An 18,002-nucleotide genomic window follows, 5' to 3' on the forward strand; every position below is an offset into this window, starting at 1 on the left:
AATTTTTAACCCTTCAATATCATTCCACCTCTCAATGCGTTTCATTAATTGTTGCTGTAAATTTTAGAAATGCAAAAAGAGCCTGTCACCAAGGGACATAGTTATCCCTTGGTGACAGGCTCCTCCAAAAATCGTTTTTATTTATTTACATAATGATAACATGAATTTTGTTTCCATTCAATCCTTTAAAAAAAGTAATACAACCATGACCTTTGTCCAAGCATTCCAACCAGTGATTCATAAATTGAAGTAGTAAATGGTGGAGGTGGGAAAGAATGGGTCAACATGGTGGTAACAACAATGGATTTGCATTAATTGTTGTTTTGTTTATTCTTTTAATTATTGTAGGTTCTGCATTCATTGGCGGCGGCTATTAAGTACTAATACTCAACAAAAACTTGCTTTAGCGGCAATCCTCTAAAGTATTTTTAAATATGTCAGTTTTGTTAATGATTGATGTTAAAATCCTAAAGCCGATTTTAACGTGGGAATAGTTAATTTGCGCTTTAGAATTTAGTTTGCAGGCTCTTTTCTTAACAAATTTATTCTATTATTCGCAGAAACTTAGCACAATCATTAATTTTTGTGAAAAAACAACAAAGTTTAAGAAAAGAGCCTTAAATAAAAAGTTGTAACTTCAGTTAAACTATCGGTATGATAGGTACATTACGAAAAAAATTGGAGGCAACGATGCTTACTTTTAATGAAAAATTAGCCATTATTGAAGAATTCCCAGAATTAGAGCGAAAGGACGTATCACTTAAACGTGTAAATTTTCAACTGCCAAACAGTGCGTCGGACAAAAAAAATGTGGTCTACCACCTCCATCCCAATGGAAATGGTTTTGTTTATGCGGGGAATCTACATAGCTATGAAACAGATGATAAAGGAATGGTTAATATCCGTGACTTTACTGGAGATCAATTAAAAAAATTAATCAAGGAGTCTATTGACTCTTTATTACCAGTGGAAAAGTCGCTTGCAGAAGAAGCAATCATTGGAAATCAAGTTGAAGAACGCTGGGTTGATGACGAAAAGAATCATTTGATTGTCATCAATGAAAACGACTCGTGGAATATTTACTTTGGACTAAATCTTGAAGAAAGCTTCGATACCTATGGTGAAGCAGAGGATTTTTTATTAGAGGAAGGATTTCAAAGAGTTTAATACGTTATTTATTTCAAGCTGTGCCCTTTGCACAGCTTGTTCTATTTAGTCAACCTCACCCATTTTGGCTAACTCAGTATCAATCCAATCATCCAAGCGGATAATGCTCTGTTTTGCCCGATCATAATCAATACTTCGGTAGTGATGCATCCCACCCTTTTCCTCGTCTTTCTCATCCGCCCATTTAACAATTTGCTGTAGTGGTGTACGAACAATATCATTTGTCGGTAAGAAGGAATCGGTATGAAAAAGTATTGCCAATGCAATTGTCTTTGCTTTAATTGGATTTTCTCCAAGACGGATTAATAATTTATGTGCACGCTCCGCCCCTTTAATAGCATGTATATCATTTTGTTTATATAAATCATAATCCCATTTCCCATTTTTATACCATGTATAATGCCCCATATCATGTAATAGTCCAGCTTTTGCCGCAATATCAATATCCTCTTTATGCTCCTTTCCTAAATGAAAGGCATGATAGGCAACAGCAATTGCATGGGCGATTCCCGATCGATTTAAATATTTCTGTGCAATATGGTGTTCAAAAATATTTATCAACTTTACATCCCTCATATCAATCTCCTCTACTCCCTGTAAAATATTTTTTAATATTCATTATATTATAACTAAACTGTGTAAATCTACATATTTATCCAACCATTTTTATAAATAAAAGAGCCTTCATTAGTAATGAAAGCTCTCTTTTGATATTTATATTCAGTTATTATTCATTTGTACTTTCTGCCTCAATTATACCTTCAGGAACACTTTCACTATTAACATCTGACTCATTAAGGCTTTCACTGTCTTTCACTTCATTCTCTTCAATAGCACCTTTTTTCACTTTTGGAGCTAAATATTCGAAGTCGTTTGGATTAATCGGTGTAAAACCTTCCGGATGGTAGAATCTTAATAGGTCTTTATATACAATTTCGTCAGAAATCTGAAGCTCAACAGCAACTTTATCTGCGATCGGTTTGCATGCGTCTGTGCCTTCTAATAATTCTCCCGTTTCGTTACTGTAGCATTTCCCTTTGACTTGAACAATTTCAGGTGAGACAAAATCGCCATTTCTAAATAAAGCCCAATTTCGGTGATCCTTCGATAATAAATCTGATCCGAGTTCCATGTAATCCTTTGTGTCGATACCCAAAAGGTGCAAGATGGTTGAACGTACGTCTGCCTGACCACCATACTGCTGTTGAATTCCACCTTTTACACCAGGAACATGAATCAATAATGGCACACGTTGTAAGCCGACGTTTAGGGTTGGAGTAATTTCTTCTACACCAAGCACCTTGGCCATTGCATCATTATGGTTTTCGGAAATGCCGTAATGGTCTCCGTACATTACAATTACCGTATTATCATATAAGCCTGAAGCTTTTAAATCATTAAAGAACTGTTCAATGGCTTCATCCATATAGTGCGCAGCTTGGAAGTATTGATCAACCACTTTATCACCTGTATTACCTGCAGGAAACTCGGTATCCTGTGGGTCCATTTCAAATGGGAAATGGTTTGAAAGGGTTAAAAACTTTGTATAAAATGGCTGTGGCAAGCTTTGAAGCAATGGCATTGATTCCGTAAAGAATGGCTTATCTTTTAAGCCGTAATTCTTTGTATTTTCTTCCGTCATATTGTAATATTCCGCGTCAAAAAATTGGTCGTAACCTAAAGCTTTATACATAACATTTCGATTCCAGAACGTTTTATAGTTTCCGTGGAAGGAAGCAGAATAATAGCCATTCCCTTTTAGAATTGCTGGCAAAGCATGATACGTATTTTGTGCTTTATTGACGAATACCGCTCCTTGTGCCATCGGGTATAATCCATTCTCCATCAAGAATTCCGCATCAGATGTTTTTCCCTGTCCCGTTTGATGGAAGAAGTTTTCAAAGTAAAAAGCTTCATTTCCATGTACTAAGGAATTTAAGAATGGTGTTACTTCCTGACCATCCGGCATTTTATAATCAATGGCAAAGCTTTGAAGTGATTCCATCGCAATATAGATTACATTCATTCCTTTGGCTTTACCAAAGTACTCGGGATTCGGGCTTGAGAAATTTGCTTTTCGATAGTTCTCAACATCTGTAATATCGCTGCTGTCTGCAAGTGCACGCTGGCCTGATGATTTAATGTTTTGAATTACATCGTAAATCGTAAAGTTATAGGCACCTAAATATTTTACCAAGTAGTTCCTATCGAAAGAACGGCTTAAAAGCTGTGGGCGGTCCTTTTCTGCTAATCCAAGATTGAATAAAAAGACAGTGACCGCAAACAATAGAACGACCTTAAATGATTTTTTATTCTCAACCGTAACCTTTCTAAAAACAGTTAACGCTAACGCAATTAAAAGAAAGAAATCTGTGAAATACAAAATATCGAATGGAGACATTAAAGACAAGGCACTATCTCCAAGTTGTCCTGCATTGGTTTTGGTCGACATTAATACAGGTACGGTAATAAAATCGCTAAAGAATCTGTAATACGCAATGTTTGCGTATAATAAGAACGACAAAATAAAATTGGTAATGATTAATACGAGTTTCATTCGCTTTTTAAAAAGCAATGCTAATCCAAAAAAGAATAATGCAGAACTTAATGGATTAATAAATAAAAGAAATTCTTGCAGGTTATTATCAATTCCAAGTGTAAATTCAATTTGATACGCAGCATATGTTTTTAGCCAGAATAAAACAACGGCAATTGTAAAGAAAACAATCGATCCATTATTTTTTATATCAGGCATTCTAATCTTTTTCATTGTTCATTCTCCTCTCACTTACCAATGAACCCGGTAAACGAACCTCAATTACTATATCACATTTATTGAAAAATAAAAACAAAACCATTACCAGTAATACCCATTTCTTTTCGTCAATTTTCACTATATTTAGCTAGTAATCTTAGATTTTGCTAGCTTGGTCAAATTCATCAGAGCATACATGTTGCTAAAAAGTGGAATCTTAAAGAATAGAGTTTCTTTTATTTAAGACGAAGGGAACCCAAATTAGTTTCAATTTTTTTCGTTACTTCTATCAAGTAATCATAAACATGAAATTTCGTGCAGGCAATATGCGTATAGTCTTATCTTTTACAGAATATAAAACAAGCTCCCCTTTTAGAACTACATATAATATGAGAAAGCGATTACAAAACAAACGAATGAAAAACAACCTGTTGGTAAAAATAAAACGACAATTTTATTAGGAGTGAAAAAAATGAATGTGAATCGTGTAAAGCAAATTCTTTCGTCCTCCGCTGATATCGAAGTCAAATATAATGGAGCTTCTGTCTGGATCGATCAATTAAATGAGGATGGAAGAACAGCTACTGTTCACCTAAGAGGACCTCTTGAGGAAAGAACAGTCGTTGAAATTGGAGAACTAAACGAAGATTAAAAAAATACCTCCACCTTTTCTCCTTAAGGTGGAGGTATTTTTTTGCCTATATCATGTCTTCGTTTTCTTTATTCATCTCTCTAGGCTGAGGCTTTACTTGTTGATCAAAACCTTTTCTTAGTACCTCTTTGGTATTTGTTCCCATGTCAACTCTAGTATCAGATTTAGGAAGCTGGCTCAATTCTTTACCTCTTGGCATTGTCTTCACCCCTTTATTGTTAAATTGTTCAGGGGGTGTAAGAACTATACAGGTTTTATACGTTTTGGATGGCGTGATTTGCGAGAACCTGGATCGTCATATCATCCATTGGCGGGTTATGTAGTCCCGCTCTTACATCCCGATAGTACCGCTGAAGAGGATTTTTCAAAGATAAGCTTCTTGCCCCTACTACTCTCATGGCCAAATCCACTACTGTGATCGCATTATTCGTAACCGTTAATTTGGCAGCTCCCAGGACAGGTCCCATTTCCCCTCTAGCCTGTTCATCTGAATTGTCCCATTGCTTTGCTACAGTATGTAAGAAATACTCAGACTCCATCAACTTCAATTCCATTTCCCCTATTTTTTGTCGGACGTTCGGAAGGTCAATAATCGTACCTTCTACACTATTCGGAGAGTATTCTAGAGCAAAGTTAATGGCATACTTCTTTGCTGCTTTCGCTATTCCAAGATAACAAGCTGGTATATGGAGAAGCCAGCCATTTGCTTTTTTCCCTTCCCTTACGACTTGCTCAATTAAGTACTCTTCTGGTATTGAAACATCACGGAGGATTAAATCATGGCTTCCTGTTCCTTTTAAGGCAATACTATCCCATGTCTCTTCAATCATTAACCCAATTGAAGATCTAGGAATGAGAAAGTTGCCAACCTGATCACTATCGTGAATAGAAGCACTGACAAGAAAATAATCTAGAACAGGAGCCATGGTCGTAAATGTTTTTCTTCCATTAATAATCCAGCGGTTTCCTTCTTTACGCGCATTTGTCTCGGGTCTGCCTCCACGGGTTGGGCTTCCGGTTCTTGGCTCGGTTGCCGCACTATTAATAAGGGAACCATTTTTAACATCTTCACAGATTTTTTTAAAGAGGTCCTCATTCCAAGAATTTTTTTCAGCTTGATTCTTTATTAAACCCATATGCCAGCCAATAGATAGGGCTGTTGAGCCATCTCCCTCAGCAATTTTTTCTTGAAACCGCAGCATTTCGACTAAGGAAATTTCTCTCCCGCCATACTTTTTTGGAACCGTTAATGCCGTATAACCTCTATCTTTTAGCTCTTGTATATTTTCAAAAGGGAAACCTCCCTCGATATCAGTTTGATGAGCTCTTGAAAAAAATCGTTGTGAAAGAATGTTCATTAAATTCAACTGTTCATCAAATGATTCAATTGCTTGAAAATTCATTGAAAACTCTTCCTTCCTTTTGAATAAATCTAAAATTTTTATTAGTAAATTAAATTACTATGATCATACACGATAAAGGGTTATCTTTCCATTTATTTAAGAAATGTTACAATATTTATAGTCATGTGTCTCATCTCACAGTTCGAGGACGGAATTTGTTATATACTACAATAAGAAAAATTTACCAAGGGTGTTTTCTAGCCAATAAAAATGTTCGGTTGTTTAGATTTTATTCTGGAAATACTACACGTGTTGGAAATGAAGGGGGGATTGGAATGTCTAAAGGTGCAAAACAATTATATCTGCAGACTACAAGCCTTATTGCTGGTTTTATGGTTTGGGTACTTATTTCATCGCTTATGCCTTATATACAAGCAGATATTAAACTATCATCGACTCAAATTTCTTGGTCAACAGCTGTACCGGTTATCCTTGGATCTTTACTAAGAGTACCAATTGGCTATTGGACAAATCGGTTTGGTGCTCGTTCATTATTTACAATTAGTTTTATCCTCTTGTTACTACCAATTGGAATCTTAAGCATTGCCAACTCTTTATTTATGTTACTTTTGGGCGGATTTATGCTCGGTATTGGCGGTGCTGTTTTTTCAATTGGTGTAACCTCATTGCCTAAATATTACCCAAAAGAAAAACATGGATTTATTAATGGGATTTATGGTGCAGGAAATATTGGTACAGCAATTACTTCTTTCTCTGCCCCGGTGCTTGCCAATGCATTTGGCTGGAGAACAACTATTCAAATATTTCTTATTGTCGTGTTAGTTTTTGCACTATTAAATTTCTTCTTTGGTGACAAAACAGAGAAAAGAGTTAATGTCTCATTAATGGATCAAATTAATGCAGTATATAAAAATCAAAAGTTATGGTTTTTAAGTTTATTTTATTTCATTACCTTTGGTTCTTTCGTAGCTTTCACTATTTATTTACCATCTTTCCTAGTTAACCATTTTGATTTAGAAAAGGTGGATGCTGGTTTGCGAACAGCCGGATTTATTGCCTTAGCCACGGTATTTCGACCGGTTGGTGGATGGCTCGGGGATAAGTTCAATCCTTTTCTTATTTTAGTAGGTGTATTCTCTGGACTTACTTTTGCCGGGTTCCTGTTGTCCTTTACCCCCTCTTTGCCTATTTATTCTTTTGGTTGTTTATTTGTAGCTATTTGTGCAGGGACTGGGAATGGGACCATCTTTAAATTAGTGCCCTTCTATTTTTCAAAGCAAGCAGGTATCGTTAATGGTATTGTGTCTGCAATGGGAGGGTTAGGAGGTTTCTTTCCACCAATCATTTTAACCATTTTCTTTAATTGGACCGGACATTATGCGATTGGTTTTATGGCACTGTCAGAATTTTCACTTGCAAGTACAATATTAGTAGTTTGGCTTTACTATCAAGAAAGGCTTGAAATATCAGCAAAGGTTGTTGAACATGCTACGGATGGAATAACGATTACAGACAAAAATGGAATCATACAAAGTGTTAACCCTGCTTTTACAAAGATTACAGGGTATACAATGGAGGAAGTAGTCGGAAAGACGCCAAGTGTTCTGCAATCAGGAGAACATGATAATGCCTTTTATAAAAAAATGTGGGATAGCCTATTAAGTGTTGGCTACTGGGAAGGTTTTATTTGGAACAAACGAAAAAACCAAGAAATCTATCGGGAATGGTTAACCATCTCGGCCATCAAAGATGACAGCGGGGAAACAAAGAATTTTGTAGCCATGTTTCATGAGTCCGATGATGAAAGGAAATCATAAGCAGTCAGACCTTCTTCGGTAGGTCTATTTTTTTTGAAAAATTCGTTTATCTGATCCAAATATTACAACTTTTTGTCTTTTATCCTAAGTTCACAGTTCCTTCACCTTTTTTGTGACGTACGTCACAAAAATCATGTTATCATCTGGTTTATAGTGAAAACACAAACAATATCCACTTCGAAATATGGAGTGGATTTAAGGGAGAGATATAAATGGCGCGGATTAATTATTGGAATCCTGAAGATGAAAAGTTTTGGAAAACAGAAGGAAAGAAACACGCAAATCGAAATTTATGGATTTCTGTTCCTTCATTAATGCTTGCGTTTATTGTTTGGCAGATTTGGTCTGTGGTTGCAATAAGATTAAACGACATTGGCTTCGCTTTTACAGATGAACAATTATTCACATTAGCTGCGGTTCCTGGACTTGTTGGAGCAACCCTTCGATTTGTTTATACTTTCGCAGTCGGATCAATTGGCGGTAAAAACTGGACGGTCATATCAACGGGTGTTCTTGCGATTCCTGCTATCGGCATTGGGTTTGCGGTACAAAATCCTGATACTCCATTTTCGATTATGTTGTTGTTAGCTGCACTTTGTGGACTTGGAGGAGGTAACTTTTCTTCCTCTTCAGCAAATATTAGCTTTTTCTTCCCGAAAAAAGAAAAAGGAACAGCTTTAGGTATTAACGGTGGATTAGGAAACATGGGTGTTTCAGTGGTTCAATTTGTTACACCATTAATCGTTACAACTGGTGCATTCGCATTTGCCGGTAAAGGTCAAGTCTTAGCAAATGGTCAACAAATATGGATACAAAATGCAGCATTTATCTGGGTCATTCCGATTGTTTTCATGACATTGCTTGCTTACTTTAAAATGGATAATGTCCCAGGTGCTAAACAATCTGTTGCAGACCAGTTTGTTATTGTAAAACGTAAACATACTTGGATTATGACCGTACTTTATATTGCGACATTTGGTTCTTTCATTGGCTATTCAGCTGCATTCCCGCTTTTATTGAAATCACAGTTCCCTGAACATATTTCACTAGCATTCCTAGGTGCTCTTGTAGCGGCTGCTGCTAGACCTGTTGGCGGCTGGATGGCAGATAAGTTTGGCGGAGCAAGAGTAACAGCATATGTATTTATCATTATGACAATTGGTGCTTTTGGAGTTATTTACTTCTTAAATCTTAACCAGTTTGCTGGTTTCTTAGCTACCTTCTTGGTTCTATTCCTTGCGGCTGGTATTGGGTCTGGGTCAACCTTCCAAATGATTCCAACTATCTTTATCCCAAAAGAGGCAGCACCAGTTATTGGTTTCTCTGCTGCATTTGCAGCATATGGTTCATTTTTAATTCCTAAGCTTTTTGGATGGTCCGTTGAAACATCTGGTTCTTATGTAACAGCATTCTATTTCTTTATTGGCTTTTACGTCATCTCTTTTGCACTTAACTATTTCTACTATCAAAGAAAAACAACAGCAGTTAAAGAAATGGTCAAACAAGCCGGGTAATCCCGGCTTGTATTCAAACCCTAGATTTCACAAATGATATCTAGGGTTTGTTTATTGTTGAAACTCTGAATATGAATCATTAATTGAGGACAAATCCTATTGGCTGCTACGAGAGATTTGTGCCCAAGACCCCTTATTGAAGACAAATCACTTTGCCTGCTACGAGAGATTTGTACCCAAGACCCCTTATTGAGGACAAATCACTTTGCCTGCTACGAGAGATTTGTACCCAAGACCCCTTATTGAGGACAAATCACTTTGCCTGCTATAAGTGATTTGTCCTCAAGACCCCTTATTGAGGACAAATCACTTTGCCTGCTACGAGAGATTTGTACCCAAGACCCCTTATTGAAGACAAATCCCTTTGCCTGCTATAAGTGATTTGTCCTCAAGACCCCTTATTGAGGACAAATCACTTTGCCTGCTACGAGAGATTTGTACCCAAGACCCCTTATTGAGGACAAATCACTTTGCCTGCTACGAGAGATTTGTACCCAAGACCCCTTATTGAGGACAAATCCCATTGCCTGCTATAAGTGATTTGTACTCAAGACCCCTTATTGAGGACAAATCACTTTGCCTGCTATAAGTGATTTGTACTCAAGACCCCTTATAAAAGACAAATTCCATTGCCTGCTATAAGTGATTTGTCCTCAGGTGATTCAACACAAAAAAAGCGCGGAATCAAACTCCGCGCCTACCTTTTAAATCCGAGAGATTGAAACTGCACAGGCTTTGTATTCTGCTGTGCCAGAAATTGGATCATATTCGTTTAGGGTTAATACATTTGTTGGAGTTTCACTCCAGTGGAAACTCATAAAGACAAGCCCTGGAACAACTTGGTCAGTGATTTTCGCCTTAACCGTCAATTCTCCCCTACGAGATCGGACTTGAACGATTTCCCCATCTACAATACCTAGAGCAAGTGCATCGTCTGGATGAATATCCACTGTCTCTTCGGTTTGTTTCACCTTAACTCCCGCCGCATAGTAACGAGTTTGCGAATGTGTGTTATAGGACTCATATCGTCTTCCAGTCGTTAAAGTAAATGGATATTCCTTATCCGGAAGCTCTAGAGGCGGTGTAAAATCTACTGGGACAAATGGTGATTTTTTAACATCAGACTGCTTATTATGAAATCTCTCATGCATAATAAATGTACCTGGGTGATCCTCCGTTGGACATGGATAATGGATACTATATTCCTTTTCTAGTCTTTCGTAAGATATGCCTCCATACATCTCCCAAGCCAGTTTTCGTACCTCATTCCAAATTTCTTCACTGCTTGAATAGTTCATTGGATAACCCATCATCGTTGAAAGTTCACACAGAATAACCCAATCCTCTTTAACGTTAACTCCTGGCTCAACCGCCTTGCGGACTCTTTGAATTCTCCTGTCCGTATTCGTGTAGGTACCATCCACCTCTCCCCAAGAACAAGCTGGAAGAACCACATCTGCCATTTGAGCTGTTTCTGTTAGGAATATATCCTGCACAATTAGCAAATCAAGCTTTTTCATTAGCTCCTTGGTATGGTTCATATGAACATCTGCTAGTAATGGATTTTCTCCAATTATAAAGAGAGCTTTTAACTCACCATTTTCGAGCCTGTCAAATGTTCTCGTTTGTGTATCACCCGCATGTGGATTAAGCGTCACATTCCATTCTTTCTCATACCTGGCACGGAACTCATCGTTAGCTACACTCATTGCTCCTGCCAATTGATTCGGAAGACAGCCCATATCTCCAGCACCCTGAACATTATTTTGCCCGCGCAGCGGCATAATTCCAGTGCCTTCCCTGCCGATATTACCTGTCAATAAAGCTAGATTTGCAATATCAAATACGTTATTAACACCACAATGGTGCTCTGTAATCCCAAGAGTGTAAGCAATCATAGAACCACTTGCAGACGCATATTCCCTAGCGGTCTCGACAATATCCTCTGGATTCAGCCCCGTAATGGCAGCTGCATATTCAGGTGTGTACAGTTCTACCTGCTTCTTTAACGAATCAAAATCAATCGTAAATTGCTCAATAAAATCTTGGCTATATAAGTTTTCCTTAATAATCACCCGAAGGAATGCATTAATTAGAGCAATATCGGTACCGACATTAATTTGCAGATGACGGTGTGAAAATTTAACCATGTCAATTTTTCTTGGATCAATAACGATTACTTTAAGACCATTCTTAATCGCCTTCTTAATTCTGTTTGCGATGATTGGATGTGCTTCAGTCGTGTTCGACCCCATTAGCAGCAATACTTCTGCTCGATCAAAATCCTCTAACGTATTGGTTGGGAAACCGCTTCCAAATACAGTTGCCAGACCGGCAACACTTGGTGCGTGTCACGTTCGGTTACATCCATCTATATTATTACTGCCTATTACAGTCCTCATGAACTTTTGTGTAATATAATTGGATTCATTGGTTGTTCTAGCACAGGCAAACATCGAAATTGCATTTGGACCCCATGTATCTCGAATGTTGGACAATTTATCTGCTATAAATTTGTAAGCCTCATCCCATGTTGTTTCTACTAATGTGCCTGATTTTCTAATAAGCGGATTAAATAATCGTTTGTTCGAATGAACATATTCATAAGCGAAAGCACCTTTCACGCAGGTTTGACCTTTGTTTACTGGTGCATCCTTGTCACCGCGAATTTTCGTTATGCGATTATCTTTTACTTCGAGTACCAGGCCGCATCCTGTACCGCAATAACCACAAATGGTTTTGACTAAATTTGCTTCCCCCACATTTTCCCCTCCAGTTTAAAACATAATACTTATATAAACATATTAATCTATTCAAATGAAAAGTAGCTTTATTTTTTCAAAAATATTTGTCAATTCTTTGAACAGTAAAAAAGACGAAAGAGAAATCTTCCGTCTTGATCATGCTGGCTTTGCTGGTAAAAGAATATTAAAGGTAGTTCCTTTATTTGGCTCACTCTCAACAAAAACTTTACCATTATGATTTTCGATAATTTTAAAGCTGACCATTAACCCGAGCCCATTCCCATTTTTCTTCGTCGTATAAAATGGTTCACCCAGCTGTTTTAATTTATCTTTTGGAATCCCTACTCCGGTGTCCTGAATAGAGATTTGAACATTGTTATCATGAATCATTGTTTTCACATGTAACTCGCCGCCATTTGGCATGGCTTCGATACCGTTTTTAATAAAATTTAAAAACACTTGTTTCAAACGATTTTCGTCACATTCAATTTGAATAATCTCATGTGGACAATCAAATGAAAGTTTCACATGCTTCTTTCTTGCTTCAAATTCTAGCAGTGATACGACGTTTTTAATGACTGGAACCACATTCTTTTCTTCTAATTCAACCATCTTAGGTTTTGCCAATACCATGAAATCCTCAACAATCGTATTGACCCGTTCAATCTCATCAAGAATAATATTCATAAATTCTAAGCGTTCAGGGTCCTTCTCATCTAATGTAAGAAACTCCGCATAACCTTTCATAGATGTCAGTGGATTTCGAATTTCATGCGCCACACCTGCCGCTAATTGGCCAACCGCTGCCAGCTTATCTTGACGATGGAGAACTTCTTCTGCTCTCTTACGCTCTGTAATATCATTTCGAATGGCAACATATTGATATGGCTTCCCATTTTCATGCAGGAAAGGAACAATGGTCGTATCCACCCAATATAAGGTTCCATCCTTCGCTTTATTTCTTATTTCACCTTTCCAAACCTTACCTTCTCCAATCGTCTTCCATAAATCTTTGAAAAACAGTTTCGTTTGATGACCTGAGTTTAAAATATTATGGTCCTTCCCAATAAGTTCTTCTCGGCTATATTTAGAAATTTCGCAGAACTTGTCATTGACACTTGTAATCCTTCCTCTTGCGTCTGTAAAGGCAACAATCGTTGATTGGTCAAGTGCAAAGCGAATGTCTGTATTATCTTTTATTGATTCCTTTAAATGTTCTTCCGCTCTTTTACGATCTGAAATATCGGAACGAATCGCTACATATTGGTAAGGCCTTCCTTTTTTATTCAAGAAAGGGACAATTGTGGTATCCACCCAATAAAAAGAACCATCCTTTGCTTTATTTCTAATTTCCCCACGCCAATTCTTACCGGATTGTATTGTTGTCCACAAATCTTTAAAAAACTCTTTCGAGTGATATCCAGAATTCAACATCCTGTGGTTCTTTCCGATAATTTCCTCTTTTTTATACTTTGAAATTTCTTCAAACTTATCATTTACGAATATAATGTTTCCTTGTGGGTCGGTTATAGCAACAATGGTCGATGCATCCAATGCAGCTGTGATATCCCTTAAATTTGTATCAGATTCTGCTAACTGCTTACTAACTAAAGTACTAGAAGCAATTAATCCGCTGATAATCAAAACTGTCACAAGTAATACTAAATAAACTAGGAATGTATCTTCATTAATAGAACTATTTCCAGTATTAGCTGAGAGAATCGTAGATGCTCTTTTTAATAGAAAATGCCCTTCCGCAATGGCTGCGGATATAATAAGGGCACTAAGAGGTTTCAACCAAGTCTGATTTCCTTTTGAATACGTTTTTGAGGAAAAGAGAATCCATAAGGAAAATAAAAAAGAACCAAATAGAAGTAGTCCTGAAAACACAAAAAGCGGAACATTGTATGCGATCGATAAGTTCATTGCGTAAATACTTATGATATGAATAGCAAAAACAGCTGTTGTTAAAAAGAAACTTCCGAATAACAAATGAATCGTTTTAACCTCTCTGCCAAAAAAAGGAATGAACGCCATTCCTGAAAAGGCTATCCCGATTAGGATAGACAAAATCGTTAGAGGAATTTGGTAACTTGAAAATCGATTTATATCGGCTGCTATGAGTCCGATAAAATTCATCACCCATATTCCAACACCCAATGACAAAGCACCGCCAAGATATAGCATCCTCTTATTTTTTTTAACACTTTTTATCAATGTGAACATATCTAACCCTGTATATGACGCCATGATCGTTAAACCAACAGCGATGACAATTAAAAATGGATGTAATTCAGTAGATACTGTTTCCATTTACAGCATCCCCCCTTTTTCTAAATATCTAGCTACTATGATTGTAATGTAAACAGTATAGAGAAGGAAGTGTTTTTGTTCACATAATTGTCGAATTTATATTCCATTAAAAGGCATTCATACATAATATGTTCCAAACTTGCACAAAATTAAAAAAACGTGATAAATGACTCATTTTTCAAAAAAAATAAATTATTTTTTAAAAAGGACTACACAAATCTATTTTTTTTGATTATACTGTACTACAACAGTACGAATTAAAATAAACTGTATTAAAAAAGGAGGAGATTTTTAATGTTAATGAACCCAGTTGAATTTTTCCGCACTTTACAGAAAAAGGAATGTCCAGAATGTGGGCAGCATATGGAAGAACAGGCTGAAAGCTACTTAATGGAATGTGACCGCTGTTTAGCAAAAAGAGAAGAATAAGAAGAAATATTTTTTTATTCAATGTGTACTATAACAAAACAAAATCTAATACACTGTATTAAAAAAGGAGGAGTTTTTAATGTTAATGAGTCCAGTTGAATTTTTCCGCAATTTGCCAGTAAAGCAATGCCCTGAGTGTGGTCAGCATATGGAAGAACAAGCAGAAAGCTACTTAATGGAATGTGACCGCTGTTTAGCAAATAAAGACGAATAGACATAGGATTTACACGCTCCCCAATGAATGGGGAGTTTTTTTGATTTAAGATAGGAAAATTATCCATGATTTTTACTATGAAAATTCAGGAAGGAATAAACCCTATTTATAAAGCAAATGCTTAGTGAAGGAGGTGTTTGTGATGGCAAAGGAAACTACTTCATCCAATAAGAAGCAAACATCCATTCATGGTGGGATCTATCCTTCACAAAAATATGTTCCAGGTGAATCCGTAGATGAACATAAGGATATTGAGGATGCAAACATCATGTTAACCGGAGATGAAATTCGTCAACAAAATGAAAATCTTTAATAGAGGAAGGTAAATGGATATGGATATGGTTGATATTTCGAGTGCTAAGCCTGGAGACGAAGTGTTTGTAATCTATCGTAATCCGCATGTGCCAACTGTAGCTAATATACGAGCAGCAGAAATTGTCGCTCATCCAAAGGATCCGAATGCCCTTGCACTTTTCTTGAATGAAACTTTTCATGTCATTGAAGATGATGACGCTCTGTTTCCTAGTTCTGAATCTGCACAAAAAGCATTCGATGGTCATTTTTTTGATTTTGGAGAAGAATAAAAGACTGTCATCCTTTTGACAGTCTTTTTGAATATTATCCTAATTAAATTTTCGGAAGCTCTCTTATTTCTGCAGCCATTTCGTTTCCACACATTGGGCAGAGCAAATCGTCTGTTACAAAATCTTTTCTCATCCAGCCAATGCAAGCATTATCCATACAGGAATAGATTTCGGTGTCAATCATGATTACTTCAAGTTCTTCATCCTTAGCCCTTTTACCATAAAAAATGGGAACCGCCTCCTTTTTTTATAGTATGTACCAAAAATGTCCTTTTCATCGCTTAAAAACAATCTTTACCATAAACAAAAACAGGAAGGAATAATTAATATGAAACCAACAAGTAAAAAGTTTACTGCGGCCGGTACAGATATTGAAGAGGTAAAACGATTAAATAGCCAGTCTGGCTTAAGTTATAACCAGGTAAAACAACTACTTGCTGAAAAATATGCCAATAAAAGATAGCCTTCCGATTGGAAGGCTTCTTCATTTATGATTCCGTATAATCGATGACGACTTCACCATCATGCCTTTTGGAAAGTATATTACTTTTCTTCCGGTTTTCTTTTGATTGAAAGATGATATCGAAATCATAATCATCTGGGTAAAGTTCTTTAGCGGATATATAAAGCTGCATTCTTTTATGATTAACGGATATTTTTTCACCTTTCACCTGAACGATATAATTACCTTGTTTGTCAGGTCCACTAAACACAATACCAAATTCATTTGTTGGTGAAATTTTTATATTGTCACCTTGATTGAAAACAGGAATTTTGTCTTTAGGCATTGCAGATTTTTTTCGATTTTTATATTTATTAACAATTATTTGTTTTTCTAATTCTCTCTGTTTAAAGATATCTGTTTCCTGGTTATCATAGTTTTTTATTTCCTTATAGGTAACTTGATGGGCTCTTTCAATAATCTTTGGATGAATTCCTAGTTTTAAGGCAATGGCAAACGCCTGGCTCTCTCCTCCTTTACCAATCGTAAGGCGATAGGTCGGGCTTAACGTTTCTAAATCAAATTCCATGGACCCATTAATAAATCCCGGATGTTCTTCAGCAAACTCTTTTATTTCACTATAATGCGTAGTCGCCAGCAAAGTTGCTCCCTTGTTAAAGAGCTGCTCTAGAATGGCAGTTGCCAAGCCCATTCCTTCTCCTGGATCTGTTCCTGAACCAAGCTCATCTAATAAAACTAAAGTTTGATCATTTGTATCTTTAAGAATCTCAATGATATTCACGATCCTTGAACTGAACGTACTTAAATTTTCGGTTATACTTTGACCGTCACCAATATCAACGAGAATGCGCTGGAAGATACTAAGATTACTCTTTTCATCTGCAGGAATATGCAGGCCGTATTGGACCATTAGTGTCAAGAGAGCGACTGTTTTAATGGTAACTGTTTTCCCGCCTGTATTCGGACCTGTGATGACAAGCGCATTTTGCCAATCGTTCATCTCTACTGATAATGCTACTGCCTTATCGCCAAGCAGAGGGTGCTTTGCATGAATCAAATTAATATGTTGATCATTATTCACTTGAACTTTCACTCCATTAATCGACCTGCTATATTTAGCCTTTGCAAACAAAAAGTCATAATGGACCATTGTTTCAATCGCCAAACAAAGTTGCTGTTCTTTTTCTTCCACTAATCCTGTTAAGTAGCTCAACACCTTTTGGACTTCAACGTCTTCATCCGCTCGCAGCCATGTTAACTGTTCTTGATATTGGACTATTTCTTCCGGTTCAATAAATAATGTTGAACCAGAAGCGGAGGTATCTAGAACACTCCCTTTAATTTTACTTCTGAATTCCTTTTTAATCGGAATGACATATCTTCCATCTCTTTGGCTGACAACATTCTCTTGTAAATACGTTTTATACTTATTCGAGCGGATCAACTGCATCGTTTTTTCCTTCAGCCGTTCCTCATGTATGGCAATTTGCTTTCTGGTTTTCAATAATTCTTTTGAGGCATAATCATCAACCCTGCCATTACGAATACAACGTATAATTTCACTTTCTAGCTCAGGCAATTCCTCAATCACTTCTACATATGAGGTAACCCTCGGCGCATAATACACTTTTTCTTTCATAAACTTGCGCATTTTCCCACAACAATCTAGGAACTCATGAAGCTTTGATAATTGTTCTGGACGGAGTGCTGTACCTTTGTTTAATTTAGATAGAAGCTGCTCCATCCCACCCAACCCATGAACGGGTACGCTTGAACTTTTCGTGAGGATATCTACCGCTTCTGTTACTTCGGATAACCATGCTTCAATTTGTTTAACGTTTGTTGAGGGAGTAAGGTTATAAATTTTTTCTTTTCCTTCATTTGTTAATGCAAATTCAGCTATTCTCTTTTTGATTTCTTGAACTTCCAAAACTTTAAATGTATGTTGATTCAATCTTTTTCCCTCCAAATAAATAAAAATAGCCG

Annotated in this window: 17 protein-coding genes and 1 pseudogene; 10 read left to right on the plus strand and 8 right to left on the minus strand. The window is 36.7% G+C overall.

Going from position 1 to position 18,002, the window contains the following annotated elements:
• The first annotated feature begins 275 nt into the window (after positions 1-275).
• A complete protein-coding gene (locus tag AC2TFD_RS20040) occupies positions 276-377 on the plus strand; it encodes a YjcZ family sporulation protein (RefSeq protein ID WP_484673822.1) in 102 nt (33 codons plus the stop codon).
• A 313-nt stretch (positions 378-690) separates the two neighbouring features.
• Positions 691-1,167 carry a hypothetical protein gene (locus AC2TFD_RS20045; protein WP_335515155.1) on the plus strand — a complete coding sequence of 159 codons (477 nt, stop codon included), beginning with the start codon at positions 691-693 and terminating at the stop codon, positions 1,165-1,167.
• A 45-nt stretch (positions 1,168-1,212) separates the two neighbouring features.
• Here the strand turns inward: AC2TFD_RS20045 and AC2TFD_RS20050 are convergent, their stop codons facing one another.
• Positions 1,213-1,743, minus strand: a complete 531-nt coding sequence (locus AC2TFD_RS20050) for an HD domain-containing protein (protein WP_335515152.1) — start codon at positions 1,741-1,743, stop codon at positions 1,213-1,215.
• A 283-nt stretch (positions 1,744-2,026) separates the two neighbouring features.
• Positions 2,027-3,937: pseudogene (gene ltaS / locus AC2TFD_RS20055) on the minus strand (lipoteichoic acid synthase); the annotation flags it as partial.
• 457 nt (positions 3,938-4,394) lie between these two features.
• Between ltaS and AC2TFD_RS20060 the strand changes: the two are divergent.
• Positions 4,395-4,574, plus strand: a complete 180-nt coding sequence (locus AC2TFD_RS20060; protein ID WP_335515150.1) for a small, acid-soluble spore protein, H family — start codon at positions 4,395-4,397, stop codon at positions 4,572-4,574.
• A gap of 46 nt (positions 4,575-4,620) precedes the next feature.
• Here AC2TFD_RS20060 and AC2TFD_RS20065 read toward each other — a convergent pair whose 3' ends face one another.
• Together AC2TFD_RS20065 and AC2TFD_RS20070 are read right to left on the minus strand one after the other, a co-directional pair.
• A complete protein-coding gene (locus tag AC2TFD_RS20065) occupies positions 4,621-4,773 on the minus strand; it encodes a hypothetical protein (RefSeq protein ID WP_484673823.1) in 153 nt (50 codons plus the stop codon).
• A gap of 55 nt (positions 4,774-4,828) precedes the next feature.
• Positions 4,829-5,977 carry an acyl-CoA dehydrogenase family protein gene (locus AC2TFD_RS20070; protein WP_335569773.1) on the minus strand — a complete coding sequence of 383 codons (1,149 nt, stop codon included), beginning with the start codon at positions 5,975-5,977 and terminating at the stop codon, positions 4,829-4,831.
• A gap of 275 nt (positions 5,978-6,252) precedes the next feature.
• Between AC2TFD_RS20070 and AC2TFD_RS20075 the strand changes: the two genes are divergently transcribed.
• Positions 6,253-7,755, plus strand: a complete 1,503-nt coding sequence (locus AC2TFD_RS20075; RefSeq protein WP_484673824.1) for a nitrate/nitrite transporter — start codon at positions 6,253-6,255, stop codon at positions 7,753-7,755.
• Between the two features lie 212 nt (positions 7,756-7,967).
• A complete protein-coding gene (locus AC2TFD_RS20080) occupies positions 7,968-9,269 on the plus strand; it encodes an MFS transporter (protein WP_335512893.1) in 1,302 nt (433 codons plus the stop codon).
• Positions 9,270-9,973: 704 nt separating this feature from the next.
• On the opposite strand, the gene fdhF is transcribed toward AC2TFD_RS20080, so the two are convergent.
• Positions 9,974-12,031 carry a formate dehydrogenase subunit alpha gene (fdhF, locus tag AC2TFD_RS20085; RefSeq protein WP_484673825.1) on the minus strand — a complete coding sequence of 686 codons (2,058 nt, stop codon included), beginning with the start codon at positions 12,029-12,031 and terminating at the stop codon, positions 9,974-9,976.
• 138 nt (positions 12,032-12,169) lie between these two features.
• Positions 12,170-14,326: a PAS domain S-box protein gene (locus tag AC2TFD_RS20090; protein WP_335569771.1), complete on the minus strand. Its 2,157-nt coding sequence runs from the start codon at positions 14,324-14,326 to the stop codon at positions 12,170-12,172.
• Positions 14,327-14,620: 294 nt separating this feature from the next.
• Here AC2TFD_RS20090 and yhfH (AC2TFD_RS20095) point away from each other — a divergent pair, with 294 nt between their 5' ends.
• From yhfH (AC2TFD_RS20095) to AC2TFD_RS20110, 4 genes are all read left to right on the plus strand, one after another.
• On the plus strand, positions 14,621-14,755 hold the full coding sequence (gene yhfH / locus AC2TFD_RS20095) for a protein YhfH (RefSeq protein ID WP_335569770.1): 135 nt from the start codon (positions 14,621-14,623) through the stop codon (positions 14,753-14,755).
• A 79-nt stretch (positions 14,756-14,834) separates the two neighbouring features.
• The gene (yhfH, locus tag AC2TFD_RS20100; RefSeq protein WP_335569769.1) at positions 14,835-14,969 is read left to right on the plus strand and encodes a protein YhfH; all 135 of its coding nucleotides are present in this window, start codon (positions 14,835-14,837) and stop codon (positions 14,967-14,969) included.
• Between the two features lie 142 nt (positions 14,970-15,111).
• Positions 15,112-15,282, plus strand: a complete 171-nt coding sequence (locus tag AC2TFD_RS20105; protein WP_335519865.1) for a hypothetical protein — start codon at positions 15,112-15,114, stop codon at positions 15,280-15,282.
• Positions 15,283-15,301: 19 nt separating this feature from the next.
• On the plus strand, positions 15,302-15,553 hold the full coding sequence (locus AC2TFD_RS20110; RefSeq protein WP_335519873.1) for a transcriptional regulator SplA domain-containing protein: 252 nt from the start codon (positions 15,302-15,304) through the stop codon (positions 15,551-15,553).
• Positions 15,554-15,596: 43 nt separating this feature from the next.
• On the opposite strand, the gene AC2TFD_RS20115 is transcribed toward AC2TFD_RS20110, so the two are convergent.
• A complete protein-coding gene (locus AC2TFD_RS20115) occupies positions 15,597-15,782 on the minus strand; it encodes a cold-inducible protein YdjO-related protein (RefSeq protein WP_335519871.1) in 186 nt (61 codons plus the stop codon).
• 99 nt (positions 15,783-15,881) lie between these two features.
• On the opposite strand from AC2TFD_RS20115, the gene AC2TFD_RS20120 reads away from it, so the two are divergent.
• Positions 15,882-16,016: a hypothetical protein gene (locus AC2TFD_RS20120; protein ID WP_335519862.1), complete on the plus strand. Its 135-nt coding sequence runs from the start codon at positions 15,882-15,884 to the stop codon at positions 16,014-16,016.
• A gap of 25 nt (positions 16,017-16,041) precedes the next feature.
• Here AC2TFD_RS20120 and AC2TFD_RS20125 read toward each other — a convergent pair whose 3' ends face one another.
• Positions 16,042-17,970 (minus strand): endonuclease MutS2, encoded by a 1,929-nt coding sequence (locus AC2TFD_RS20125; protein WP_484673826.1) that lies wholly within the window; start codon positions 17,968-17,970, stop codon positions 16,042-16,044.
• Between the last annotated feature and the right edge of the window lie 32 nt (positions 17,971-18,002).

Source organism: Neobacillus sp. plas4 (assembly GCF_057221695.1).

Excerpts from the sequence above, each read along its gene's own strand:
- AC2TFD_RS20040 (WP_484673822.1), top strand. The coding sequence starts at position 276 with ATGGGTCAACATGGTGGTAACAACAATGGATTTGCATTAATTGTTGTT.
- AC2TFD_RS20045 (WP_335515155.1), top strand. The coding sequence starts at position 691 with ATGCTTACTTTTAATGAAAAATTAGCCATTATTGAAGAATTCCCAGAA.
- AC2TFD_RS20050 (WP_335515152.1), bottom strand. The coding sequence starts at position 1,743 with ATGAGGGATGTAAAGTTGATAAATATTTTTGAACACCATATTGCACAG.
- AC2TFD_RS20060 (WP_335515150.1), top strand. The coding sequence starts at position 4,395 with ATGAATGTGAATCGTGTAAAGCAAATTCTTTCGTCCTCCGCTGATATC.
- AC2TFD_RS20065 (WP_484673823.1), bottom strand. The coding sequence starts at position 4,773 with ATGCCAAGAGGTAAAGAATTGAGCCAGCTTCCTAAATCTGATACTAGA.
- AC2TFD_RS20070 (WP_335569773.1), bottom strand. The coding sequence starts at position 5,977 with ATGAATTTTCAAGCAATTGAATCATTTGATGAACAGTTGAATTTAATG.
- AC2TFD_RS20075 (WP_484673824.1), top strand. The coding sequence starts at position 6,253 with ATGTCTAAAGGTGCAAAACAATTATATCTGCAGACTACAAGCCTTATT.
- AC2TFD_RS20080 (WP_335512893.1), top strand. The coding sequence starts at position 7,968 with ATGGCGCGGATTAATTATTGGAATCCTGAAGATGAAAAGTTTTGGAAA.
- AC2TFD_RS20090 (WP_335569771.1), bottom strand. The coding sequence starts at position 14,326 with ATGGAAACAGTATCTACTGAATTACATCCATTTTTAATTGTCATCGCT.
- yhfH (WP_335569770.1), top strand. The coding sequence starts at position 14,621 with ATGTTAATGAACCCAGTTGAATTTTTCCGCACTTTACAGAAAAAGGAA.
- yhfH (WP_335569769.1), top strand. The coding sequence starts at position 14,835 with ATGTTAATGAGTCCAGTTGAATTTTTCCGCAATTTGCCAGTAAAGCAA.
- AC2TFD_RS20105 (WP_335519865.1), top strand. The coding sequence starts at position 15,112 with ATGGCAAAGGAAACTACTTCATCCAATAAGAAGCAAACATCCATTCAT.
- AC2TFD_RS20110 (WP_335519873.1), top strand. The coding sequence starts at position 15,302 with ATGGATATGGTTGATATTTCGAGTGCTAAGCCTGGAGACGAAGTGTTT.
- AC2TFD_RS20120 (WP_335519862.1), top strand. The coding sequence starts at position 15,882 with ATGAAACCAACAAGTAAAAAGTTTACTGCGGCCGGTACAGATATTGAA.